General features: G+C 71.3%; 11 protein-coding genes. 4 read left to right on the top strand and 7 right to left on the bottom strand.

Going from position 1 to position 10,288, the window contains the following annotated elements; genetic code table 11:
* Window positions 1–114 precede the first annotated feature (114 nt).
* The gene (locus tag FNH05_RS39380; RefSeq protein ID WP_246127889.1) at window positions 115–582 is read left to right on the top strand and encodes a hypothetical protein; all 468 of its coding nucleotides are present in this window, start codon (window positions 115–117) and stop codon (window positions 580–582) included.
* A 97-nt stretch (window positions 583–679) separates the two neighbouring features.
* On the opposite strand, the gene FNH05_RS22595 is transcribed toward FNH05_RS39380, so the two are convergent.
* Together FNH05_RS22595 and FNH05_RS22590 are read right to left on the bottom strand one after the other, a co-directional pair.
* Complete coding sequence (locus FNH05_RS22595) at window positions 680–2,374, bottom strand: AMP-binding protein (protein WP_144590717.1); 1,695 nt, start codon at window positions 2,372–2,374, stop codon at window positions 680–682.
* Between the two features lie 9 nt (window positions 2,375–2,383).
* Window positions 2,384–3,223 carry a crotonase/enoyl-CoA hydratase family protein gene (locus FNH05_RS22590; protein ID WP_144590716.1) on the bottom strand — a complete coding sequence of 280 codons (840 nt, stop codon included), beginning with the start codon at window positions 3,221–3,223 and terminating at the stop codon, window positions 2,384–2,386.
* Window positions 3,224–3,253: 30 nt separating this feature from the next.
* Here FNH05_RS22590 and FNH05_RS22585 point away from each other — a divergent pair, with 30 nt between their 5' ends.
* Window positions 3,254–4,210 (top strand): alpha/beta fold hydrolase, encoded by a 957-nt coding sequence (locus FNH05_RS22585; protein ID WP_144590715.1) that lies wholly within the window; start codon window positions 3,254–3,256, stop codon window positions 4,208–4,210.
* On the opposite strand, the gene cobA is transcribed toward FNH05_RS22585, so the two are convergent.
* The 3 genes from cobA to FNH05_RS22570 all read right to left on the bottom strand — a co-directional run bounded on the left by cobA (window position 4,161) and on the right by FNH05_RS22570 (window position 6,609).
* On the bottom strand, window positions 4,161–5,387 hold the full coding sequence (gene cobA, locus FNH05_RS22580; protein ID WP_144590714.1) for a uroporphyrinogen-III C-methyltransferase: 1,227 nt from the start codon (window positions 5,385–5,387) through the stop codon (window positions 4,161–4,163). The two genes, FNH05_RS22585 and cobA, sit on opposite strands and share 50 nt — an antisense overlap.
* A gap of 38 nt (window positions 5,388–5,425) precedes the next feature.
* Window positions 5,426–5,818 carry an ankyrin repeat domain-containing protein gene (locus tag FNH05_RS22575; RefSeq protein WP_144590713.1) on the bottom strand — a complete coding sequence of 131 codons (393 nt, stop codon included), beginning with the start codon at window positions 5,816–5,818 and terminating at the stop codon, window positions 5,426–5,428.
* Between the two features lie 191 nt (window positions 5,819–6,009).
* Window positions 6,010–6,609 carry a TetR/AcrR family transcriptional regulator C-terminal ligand-binding domain-containing protein gene (locus FNH05_RS22570; protein ID WP_144590712.1) on the bottom strand — a complete coding sequence of 200 codons (600 nt, stop codon included), beginning with the start codon at window positions 6,607–6,609 and terminating at the stop codon, window positions 6,010–6,012.
* 96 nt (window positions 6,610–6,705) lie between these two features.
* On the opposite strand from FNH05_RS22570, the gene FNH05_RS22565 reads away from it, so the two are divergent.
* Window positions 6,706–7,518, top strand: a complete 813-nt coding sequence (locus FNH05_RS22565; protein WP_144590711.1) for an alpha/beta fold hydrolase — start codon at window positions 6,706–6,708, stop codon at window positions 7,516–7,518.
* Window positions 7,519–7,535: 17 nt separating this feature from the next.
* Window positions 7,536–8,351, top strand: coding sequence for an alpha/beta fold hydrolase (locus FNH05_RS22560; protein ID WP_144590710.1), 816 nt, complete (start codon window positions 7,536–7,538; stop codon window positions 8,349–8,351).
* Between the two features lie 24 nt (window positions 8,352–8,375).
* Here the strand turns inward: FNH05_RS22560 and FNH05_RS22555 are convergent, their stop codons facing one another.
* On the bottom strand, window positions 8,376–9,776 hold the full coding sequence (locus FNH05_RS22555; RefSeq protein ID WP_144590709.1) for a pyridoxal phosphate-dependent decarboxylase family protein: 1,401 nt from the start codon (window positions 9,774–9,776) through the stop codon (window positions 8,376–8,378).
* Window positions 9,773–10,288: MFS transporter (locus FNH05_RS22550; RefSeq protein WP_144590708.1), on the bottom strand; the 516-nt coding region annotated here is incomplete at its 5' end. The genes FNH05_RS22555 and FNH05_RS22550, both read right to left, overlap by 4 nt.

Genomic DNA, 10,288 nt, shown 5'->3' with positions numbered 1-10,288 from the left:
GTGGAGGGGCCAACCCTACGTGGCGGTCCACTGTGGACCATTCATGGCCCGGTGCGCGGCGGCCCGCGGGGAGCGGTAGCCTCGCCCTGCCGGATCATGCCCAGGGAGGAAACGATGATCGTCAGGCGGCTCGGCCCGCTGCTCGCCGGGGGCGTCACCGCGCTCCTCACCGCGTGCTCGGTGCCCGCCCCGCAGGCCGCCGCGCCCGCCCTCACCTCCGCAGGCCCGGCCTCCGGTTCCGCGACGGGCGCCACTCCGGCCGGGCGCGCCGCGGCCACCGTGACGACCGTGCCTGCCATGCCGCCGGCCGACGGCAGTTGCGGCTCCGTCACCGCGGCCAGCGGCCTGACCCTGAGCGTGCTCGACGGCACCGCGGCCGGCATCGGCTGCGCGCAGGCCCATCAGCTCGTGGCGAAGTTCCAGGCCGGGATCGCCGGGCAGCAGCCCGCGGGCTCCGGCCGCCCGGTGAGCGCCACCGTCGACGGCTGGTTGTGCGTGTCCGGCCCGCCCAGCTCCCAGGGCGGCACCACCTGCAGCCTCGACGACAAGACCGTGTACGCCCGCGTGGTCGCCGCCGAGTGACCCCGGACCATGCTCCACAGAGGACGCCCGCGAACCGGGCGTGCGAAGGGCCCCGCACGCCACCCGTGCGGGGCCCCGTCAGCGTCGTGCGTCCGCTTCAGGACTTGAGCGAGGGGAAGTCCTCCTCGCGGAACTCACCGGGCGGCCTGCCGTCCGCAACGGACTGCTCGCGGCCGCGCAGTTCGACCCGGCGGATCTTGCCCGAGATCGTCTTGGGCAGTTCGGTGAACTCCAGCCGCCGGATCCGCTTGTAAGGCGCCAGGTGCTCGCGGCCGAAGGCCAGGATGCTCTCGGCCGTCGCCGCGTCCGCGGCGTGGCCCGCGGCCAGCACGACGTAGGCCTTCGGCACCGCCAGCCGGATCGGGTCCGGCGACGGCACGACGGCCGCCTCGGCCACCGCTTCGTGTTCCAGGAGCACGCTCTCCAGTTCGAACGGCGAAATCCGGTAGTCCGACGCCTTGAACACGTCGTCGGTGCGTCCGACGTAGGTGATGTAGCCGTCCTCGTCGATCGAGCCGACGTCACCGGTGTGGTAGTAGCCGCCCTCGAACGCCCTCGCGGTGCGCTCGTCGTCGTCGGCGTAGCCCGCCATCAGCCCGACCGGGCGGTGCGCGAGGTCGAGGCAGATCTCGCCCTCGGTGCCCCGCTGCCCGGTGACCGGGTCGAGAAGCGCCACCGTGAACCCGGGCAGCGGCCGCCCCATCGAACCGGACTTGACCGGCTGGCCCGGGGTGTTGGCGATCTGCACGCTGCTCTCGGTCTGGCCGAAGCCGTCCCGGATGGTCACGCCCCAGGCCCTGCGGACCTGGTCGATGACCTCGGGGTTGAGCGGCTCGCCCGCCCCGACCACCTTGCGGGGCGGGTTCTTCAGCTCGGTCAGGTCGGCCTGGATGAGCATGCGCCACACCGTGGGCGGCGCGCAGAAGCTGGTGATCCCGCACCGGTCCATCTGCGCCATCAGCCGGGTGGCGTCGAACCGGTCGTAGTTGTACAGGAACACCGTCGCCTCGGCGTTCCACGGCGCGAACACGTTGCTCCAGGCGTGCTTGGCCCAGCCCGGCGAGGAGATGTTCAGGTGCACGTCGCCCGGTTCCAGGCCGATCCAGTACATAGTGGACAAATGGCCCACCGGGTAGGAGACGTGCGTGTGCTGCACCAGCTTCGGCTTGGCCGTGGTACCCGAGGTGAAGTACAGCAGGAGCGGATCGGCGGCCGCGGTGGCACCGTCCGGAGTGAACTCCGCGGCGCCGGTGGCGGTGTCGGCGAAGGACAGCCAGCCGGGCACCTCCTCGCCCACCGCGATCCGCGTGTAGTCGCCCGTCACGCCGGCGAACTTCGGTGCGTCGGCCGAGCGCACCACGACATGGCGCGCCGCGCCGCGCTCGACCCGGTCACGCAGGTCGTCCGGACCGAGCAGGGTGGACGCCGGGATGATCACGGCACCGAGCTTGATCGAGGCGAGGATGGTCTCCCACAGCTGGACCTGGTTGCCCAGCATGAGGATCAGCCGGTCGCCGCGGCGCACGCCGTGCCCGCGCAGCCAGTTCGCCACGCGGTTCGACCGTTCCGAAAGTTCGGGGAAGGTCCATCGCCCCTCCGACCCGTCCTCCTCGACGATCCACAGCGCGTACCGCCGGGCGTTCTCCGGGGCGCGCGCGATCACGTCGAACCAGTCGAGCGCCCAGTTGAACTCCTCCGGCACCGGCCAGGCGAAATCCCGGTACGCGGTGTCGTAGTCCTCGCGGTGCGCCAGCAGGTAGTCGCGGGCCTGGCGGAAAGCGTCGTTGCTCACCTGTTCTCCTCACTCACCCTTGAATTCGGGCTTCCTGCGCTCCATGAAGGCCTGCACGGCCTCCCCCAGATCCTTGCTGGGCAGGAACGCGGCGTTCCAGGTCGAGACGTAGCGCAGCCCGTCGGCGACCTGGCGTTCGGTGTTGAGCGAGAGCACCTCCTTGATGCCCTGCACGACCAGCGGCGGGTTCTCGGCGATCTCCGCCGCCATCGCGCGGGCCGCGGCGAGCACCGCCTCCTGGTCCGGGTAGACGTCGTTGACCAGGCCGATCCGCTCGGCGCGGGCGGCGTCGATGTCCTTACCGGTCAGGGCCAGCTCCCGCAGGTGCCCCTCGCCGATCACGCCGGCGAGGCGCTGGAGGCTGCCGATGTCGGCCACGATGGCCACCTTCGCCTCGCGCACGCTGAACTTCGCCTCGGCGCTGGCCAGCCGGACGTCCGCGGCGGCGATCAGGTCCACCCCACCGCCGATGCACCAGCCGGAGACGGCGGCGATCACCGGGGTCCGGCACTCGGCCACCGCGGTGACGCTGGCCTGGAGACCGCGGACCTCCTTGAGGAAGGCGGTGCGCGGGCCCGCCAGCGAGTCCGGGCCGAGCAGCGGGGCCCACGCACCCATCATCGCGGGCAGGTCGAGGCCGTAGGAGAAGTTGCGCCCGCTGCCGGTCAGCACGATGGCGCGGACCTCCGGGTCGGCGTCGAGGGCACGGAACACGATCGGCAGCTCACGCCAGAAATCGGGGCCCATCGCGTTGCCCTTGGACGGCCCGAGCAGGGTCACCTCGGCCACGGGGCCGGAGCGGTCGACCGAGAAGGCGACCAGGTCAGCGGTTTCGTTCATGGCTGTCATCTTGAACCATCCTCATGGTTTGCTGGGTACATGGCCCCGCACCTTCTGGAGCTGGCCGGATCGTTCACCTTCGAAGGACACCGGCTCGCCTACACCGAGTACGGCCACGGTGACCGGATCGTCGTGCTCTCGCACGGACTGATGCTCACCCGCCGCATGCACGCCCCGCTGGCGCGCGCCCTCGCCCACGAGGGCTTCCGTGTGATCACCCTCGACCTGCTCGGGCACGGCGAGTCCGACCGGCCCACCGAGTCGTGGCGCTATTCCATGCCCGCCTTCGGCCTGCAGGTGATGGCGCTGCTGGATCACCTCGGCGTCGAGCGGGCGGTGGTCGGGGGCACCTCGCTCGGGGCCAACGTGGCACTCGAAGTGGCGGTGGCCGCGCCCGAACGTCTGCACGGCATGATCGTGGAGATGCCGGTGCTCGACAACGCCATCGTGGCGGGCCTGCTCACCTTCGCCCCACTGCTGTTCGCCGCCCGGTTCGTCCCGGTGAGCGTCTCCGGGGTGGCCACGATGGCCCGCCTGGTGCCGCACGGCAACCAGTGGGTCGACGTGGTCACCGACACGCTGAGCCAGCGCCCGGCGTCGATGGCCGCGCTGCTGCACGGCGTCCTGTTCGGACGGATCGCCCCGCCGAAGGCGGTGCGAAGGCAGATCAGTGTGCCGGCGCTGGTGATCGGACACCAGCGCGATCCGATCCACCCGTTCGGCGACGCCGACACGCTCGCCGCGGACCTGCCACACGCCGAGTTCGTCGAGGCTCGCAGCCCGGTGGAACTGCGACTCGACCCTCAGCGGCTGACCGAGGAGATCATCGGGTTCGCGCGGCGGTGCTACGACTCCGGCGACTCCGGCGACTCCAGCGATACCGGCGACTCCGGCGATGCGGAAACGAGCGCGGCCACGCCGGGGAGACTGGTCGAAGGCCGACGGGCTAGGCACGCGGATCCGGGTCGAGCGCGGCCACCGGGCCGATCACGGTGACCGCGGGCGGGCGCACCCCGGCCGCACTGGCGTCCTCCGCCACGGACTCCAAAGTGGAGCGGGTGATCCGCTGGGCCGGCATGGTGCCGTCCTGCACGATGGCGACCGGGGTGTCCCCGGGCCGTCCGGCCTCGAGCAGGGCGGCGGCGAACTCCCCGAGCCGCTCCACGCCCATCATCAGCACGATGGTGCCGCGCAGGCGCCCGAGCGCGGTCCAGTCGACCAGCGAGCTCGGATGGCCGGGAGCCACGTGGCCGGAGACCACGACCACCTCGTGCGCGACGCCACGGTGGGTCACCGGCACGCCTGCCGCCGCCGGGACGGCGAAGGCACTGGTGATGCCGGGGACCACGGTGACCGGGACCCCGGCCTCCGCGCAGGCGAGGAGCTCCTCGAAACCGCGGCCGAACAGGTACGGGTCACCGCCCTTGAGCCGCACCACGAACTTGCCCGCCTTGGCGTTCTCGATCAACGTCGAGTTGATGAACTCCTGGCTGGCGGCGCGGCCGTAGGGGATCTTGGCGGCGTCCACGATCTCGACGTCGGGGGCGAGCTCGTCGAGCAGTTCGCGCGGGCCAAGGCGGTCGGCCACCACCACGTCGGCGCGCGCCAGCAGGCGGCGGCCCTTGACCGTGATCAGCTCGGGGTCGCCGGGACCACCGCCGACCAGCGCCACCCCGGGCAGCTCCCCGATCCCGGCGCGCGCCGCGCCGTCGCCGACCAGGCCGGTGCGCAGTGCCTCGACGAGGTTGTCCCGGACCGCGGCCGACCGCAGCGGCTCACCACCGGACAGCACGCCGACGACCATGCCTTCGTGCCGCCCCACGGCGGCGGTCACCACTGAGCCCCGCGTGCCCGCGTCGGCCCGGACACAGAACACGCGACGGCGCTCGGCCTCGGCGCAGATCTCCGCGTTGACCGCGGGATCGTCGGTGCAGGCGAGCGCGTACCATGCGCCTTCGAGGTCGCCCTCGGCGTAGCGGCGCTGATGCCAGACCAGCTCCCCCGCCTCCACCATGGCGCCGACCGCGGGCGTCACGTGCGGGGAGATCAGCTCGACGGCGGCACCCGCACCGATCAGGCGAGGCAGGCGGCGCTGGGCGACCGTGCCACCCCCGACCAGGACGACGCGCCGGCCGGCCAGGTCCAGGCCGACGAGGTAGTGGTCTTCGGGCATGGCGGTAAGCATGCCGGTCTCGAGGCCGGACCGCCGCATCAGGGCTGCAGGAGTGTGAGCAACTCGCTATTGCCGAACATCCGGGCGGTGTCCACCGCGGAGGGCCTGCCCGCCTCGGGGTCGGCACCAGCGGCGAGGAGTGCCTTCACCACCTCGGGCTCGTCCTTGAACACCGCACCCGCCAGGGGACTCTGCCCCCGGTCGTTGAGGCGGTTGGGATCGGCTCCCCGGGCCAGCAGGGCGGACACCGTCTCCGCATGGCCGTGGTAGGCGGCGAGCATGAGCAGCGTGTCGCCCTTGTCGTTGCCGAGGTTCACCGGGACCCCGGCGTCGACGTAGGCCATCAGGGTCCCGGTCTGCCCGCTCCTGGCGAAACCGAAGACCCTGGCCGCCATCTCCAGCAGTGCCGGATCGGGCTCGGGTCCGCTCATGGCCCCAACCTATTCCGTTCCGCGGTGGTCCGCGGGGCGGCGCCGCCGCGGGGAAACGGGGCCCGGACCGCGCCGTCGAAGTCCCGTTCCCAGCCCGTGGGGCCGCGCACTTTCGCGGGAGACCGTTCCTCCGGCTCGCCCTACGGCATTCCCCCGGATTCCGTGAAGACGGTAATGGTGCGCGGACGAGGTCACGCCTGAATGCCGCGGTAGACGTGCTCGACGATTCGGTGCCCCGTCGTTTCGGGGTCGAGCTTCTCGATGGCACCGGATGCCATGCGGGCGAGGATGGGGGCGACGAGCAGTTCGCCGACGAACTCGATGTCGATGCCAGGGCGGATCTCTCCCGCGGCGATCCCCCGTCGCAGGATCCGGTAGACGGTCTCGCGGCGGGGAGCGATGATCTCGTCGAAGTAGCGGCGGTGCAGTTCGGGGAATGCCTGGGCCTCCGCCTGCAGGGCACGCAGCACGCTGCCGGCGCGACGGTCGAGGGTGCGCTCGATCAGGATCGCGAGGTAGGCGGCCAGATCCTCACGCGGGGTGGGGCTGCCGAACTCCGGAAGCGGCCTGTTGACGGCGTTCAGAACGTCCAGATAGAGCTCTTCCTTGGTCTTCCAGCGCCGGTAAAGGGTGTTGCGGGAGACCCCGACATGCTCGGCGATCGTCACCAGCGACAGGCCGGACAGGGTCGCGCCCGCGCTGACCAGGTCGAGGACGGCTTCGATGGCTGCGGCGTCGGTCTGGGGGTCCCGCCTCCGTCCGGCCGTGCGCTCGGTTGATGTCGTCTCCATCCCCCCATCCTATTGCGGAGCAGGGCTGTTGCGTTCCGCATTCCGGGTCGCTAGATTCTGAAACAGAGCAGTACTGTTCCGCATTAGGAAGTTGCCATGACGACGTTCACCCACCAGGGCTTCACGCAGTACTACGAGGTACTCGGAGACCGGGCCAACCCGCCGGTGCTCCTGATATCCGGGCTCGGCGGAGTCGCCAAGAGCTGGGGCCAGCAGATCGAGCGCTTCGCCGAGAGCTACTTCGTGCTCCTGCCCGACCAGCGGGGTACCGGCCGCACCACCCACGCCATCGACGGCTACACCACCGGGCAACTGGCCCGGGACATGGTCTCCGTCGTCGAGCACGCCGGGCTGCGCTCGGTGCACATCGTCGGAGCATCCACCGGCGGCGCCATCGCGCAGCACATCGCGCTCGGCCACCCCGATGTCGTCCGTTCGCTCACGCTCTCGTCGTCGTTCGCGCGGTTCGACCCGTTCATGCGTCGCGAGTTCGGGATCCGCCGCAAGATGGCCGCGGAGTGGGACCGGTTCGACCTGCTTTCCGCCTACTCGCTGTTCCTGTTCTCGCCGAGGTTCACCTACGACCATCCCGAGCGCGTGAGCGAGTGGATCGAGATCGCCGGCGCCGTCCGCGGAGACCAGACCGGGGACCGGGAGATCGACCTCAAGCGCATCGATATGATCGCCGCCCACGACACGTCGGCGCGTCTCGGTGAGATCGTCCAGCCGACCCTCGTGCTGTGCGGCGACAACAACCACTGCACGCCGATGCCGGTGTCCGAGGAACTGGCCAAGGGCATACCGGGCGCCGAACTCGTCGTCTTCACCGACGCGGGCGAACTGATCGAGATCGAGAAACCGGACCACTATTTCGCAGTGGTCAGTTCCTTCATCGAGCGCCACCTCTGATCCGCGAAAGGAAGTCGATGCCCCTCAAAACCCTTCCCTGCGGCAACGCGGCCATCGCGTTCCGGGACTCGGGCAGCGGTGAGCCCATCCTGCTGGTCCACGCCTCGCTGGGCGCGGACTGGTTCGCTCCCGTCGAGGGTTGCCTGCCCGGCCACCGCGTCATCCGCACGCACCGCGCAGGCTACGGACTAAGCCAGGACCTCAGCCGGGAGCTGACCGTGGCCGACCACGCCGAGCACCTTGCCAAGGTCCTGCGCGACGCGGGAATCGAGCGGGCCCACGTCGTCGGCCACTCCAGCGGGGGCAATGTCGCGCTTCAGCTGGCCGCGGCCCAGCCGGAGCTGGTGCGCTCCCTGGTCCTGCTCGAACCGGCCGTCGTCGTCCCCGGAGAGTCGCGAAGCCCCGCGATGGGCACCGCGATCGCCGCCGCCAGGAACGGCGAGTGGGACCTCGCGTTCGACACCTTCCTCGACAGTGTCGTGAACCCCGGCTTCCGGGACCTGCTCGCGCGAACCCTCGGAGCCGCCGGCATGGCCGACTCGATCCGAAGCAGCGAGTACTTCTTCACATACGAGATCGCCGCACTGGTGCGCTGGGACGCTTTCGCCGCTGGTCTGGAGACCCTCGAACAGCCGACGCTGCTGGTCGATGGCGGTGACGGGCTGCTGCTCGGCAGCCCGTATCACGCACGCAACAAGGCACTGGCGGAGCGCATCCCGCACGCCCTTCTGACCACTCTCCCGGGAGTCAGCCACGCGATGCCGCTCGAAGACTCGGCGCTCGTCGCGCAGACCATCGTCGACTTCATCCGGAAGCACCCGATCCGCGGCTGAGCTGTCCCGCCGGGCGGCCCGCGCTCAGCTCTGGTAGAGCCCGCCGAGGAATTCCAGCAGCAGCCGTTCCCGCAGGGCGGGCCGCGCCTCGGCGAGCAGCGCGTTGATCCCGGCCATGCGCGCGGGCAGCCCCGATCCCCCGGTCAGGCCGGCGGCGGCCAGCAGCCCGGCGAACTGCTCGGCGGTCAGCGTGTCCGGATCCAGCGCGGCGACGAAGGCGGCGACTCCGGGGTCCACCGTGACGGGGCCCGCGGCGCGGGCGGCCGCCACCGCGTCGCGCAGGTCACCCAGGAACTCCGCCTCGCTGCCCCGGTTGGCCGCCGTGACGGTCAGGTGCAGGTTCACCGGCGAGGACTCGTAGGCGAACTGCGGCTGCACGTACCAGCCGCGCTCCTTCATCTCGTCCGCCACGGTGAACAGGTCGAACTCGTCGCTCGCCGCACCCACCGCGATCAGGGTCGAATCCGGGTCGCCGAGCACCTCCAGCCCGTCCACCTCCCCGATGCCCTCGCGGATGCGGGTGACCGCTTCCAGGGTGTCCCCGGCGAGCCGGAGGTACCCGTCGTCGCCGATTTCGCGCAGCACGGCCCAGGCGGCGGCCAGCGGACCGCCGGAGCGGGTGGACTGGAGCGTGGTGTTGAGCATCGTGTACCCGGGCCAGCGGGCACTGGAGAAGTAGTGGCCGCGCCGCGACTCGGCGTCGGCGTGCAGCAGCACCGAGACGCCCTTCGGGCAGTAGGCGTACTTGTGCAGGTCCACCGAGATGCTCGTGACGCCCTCGACGGCGAACCCGAACTCGGGCACCGGCCGTCCGAGGCGCCGGAGGTAGGGCAGCACCCAGCCGCCGATGCAGGCATCCACGTGCATGCGCACCCCGCGGGCCGCCGCGGCGGCCGCGATCTCCGTGATCGGGTCGATCACGCCGTGCGCGTAGGACGGCGCGCTCGCCACCACCAGGACGGTGTCGTCGTCGATCGCCGCCGCCATCGCCTCGGGATCGGCGCGGAAGGTCTTCGCGTCCACCGGCACGGTCTTCGCCCGAACCCGGAACAGGTGTGCCGCCTTCTGGAACGCGGCATGGGCGGTGGAAGGCAGCACCATGTTCGGGTTCGCGACCTCGGGCCGCCCTTCCCTGGCCGCCAGCACGGCGAGCAGGCAGGACTCCGTGCCCCCGGAGGTCGCCGCGCCCACCCCGCCGCCGAGCAGCCGGGCCGCCGCGGCGACGAGATCGTTCTCCATGCGCAGCAGGCTCGGGAAGGCCGTGGGGTCCAGGCCGTTCGCCGACGAGGCCAGTGCGTGCGCGGCGGCCGCGAGCTCGTCGAGCCCGGCAAGACCGCTGTCGTAGACGTAGGCGAGCGTCCGGCCACCGTGGGTGGGAAGGTCCTGCGCCCGCAGGGCGCGCAACTCGTCGAGGATGCCGGTCATGACACGCCTTCCAGTACCGACCGCCGCAACAGCGGAATGCCCAGCGCCACGAGGATTCCGGGCAGGAGTGAGAATCCGAGCAGGATCGCGGTGACCGCGCTGCCGGGCTGCGTCGCCGAAGCGTCCACAGTGGACACGTAATCGCCCGCGGTGAGCAGCAGGCCGAACAGCCCCGGCCCCAGCGCCAGCCCGAGCGTCTCCGAAGCCGTCCAGACCCCGGCCGCGATCCCGGCGCGTGTGGCGCCGGTGCGCTCCTCCTCCTGGCCGATCAGATCGGGCAGGATCGCCAGCGGGAACACCTGGATGCCGGCGTAGCCGACCCCGGCCAGCGCCACGAACACGAACGACACCGCCAGCGGCAGCACCGTCGCGGCACACAGGCCCAGCGATCCCAGGCCGAAGACGATGCTGGCGAACCGGAAGCCCCACAGCTTGCCCCACCGGGCCCCCAGCCGCGGCCACACCGGCATCATCACCAGCGCGGGCCCGACGAACCCCACGAACAGGTAGTC

Origin of the sequence: Amycolatopsis rhizosphaerae (assembly GCF_007713715.1) — a bacterium.
GTDB lineage: Bacteria > Actinomycetota > Actinomycetes > Mycobacteriales > Pseudonocardiaceae > Amycolatopsis_E > Amycolatopsis_E rhizosphaerae.
The sequence above is the reverse complement of the archived record's forward strand: the minus strand, read 5'-3'. Positions and strand labels throughout refer to the sequence as shown.

What these genes read in the sequence shown, in the direction of transcription:
- FNH05_RS22590 (WP_144590716.1), bottom strand. Translation starts at nt 3,223, where the DNA reads ATGACAGCCATGAACGAAACCGCTGACCTGGTCGCCTTCTCGGTCGAC.
- FNH05_RS22585 (WP_144590715.1), top strand. Translation starts at nt 3,254, where the DNA reads ATGGCCCCGCACCTTCTGGAGCTGGCCGGATCGTTCACCTTCGAAGGA.
- FNH05_RS22560 (WP_144590710.1), top strand. Translation starts at nt 7,536, where the DNA reads ATGCCCCTCAAAACCCTTCCCTGCGGCAACGCGGCCATCGCGTTCCGG.
- FNH05_RS22555 (WP_144590709.1), bottom strand. Translation starts at nt 9,776, where the DNA reads ATGACCGGCATCCTCGACGAGTTGCGCGCCCTGCGGGCGCAGGACCTT.
- FNH05_RS22565 (WP_144590711.1), top strand. Translation starts at nt 6,706, where the DNA reads ATGACGACGTTCACCCACCAGGGCTTCACGCAGTACTACGAGGTACTC.
- FNH05_RS39380 (WP_246127889.1), top strand. Translation starts at nt 115, where the DNA reads ATGATCGTCAGGCGGCTCGGCCCGCTGCTCGCCGGGGGCGTCACCGCG.
- FNH05_RS22570 (WP_144590712.1), bottom strand. Translation starts at nt 6,609, where the DNA reads ATGGAGACGACATCAACCGAGCGCACGGCCGGACGGAGGCGGGACCCC.
- cobA (WP_144590714.1), bottom strand. Translation starts at nt 5,387, where the DNA reads ATGCCCGAAGACCACTACCTCGTCGGCCTGGACCTGGCCGGCCGGCGC.
- FNH05_RS22575 (WP_144590713.1), bottom strand. Translation starts at nt 5,818, where the DNA reads ATGAGCGGACCCGAGCCCGATCCGGCACTGCTGGAGATGGCGGCCAGG.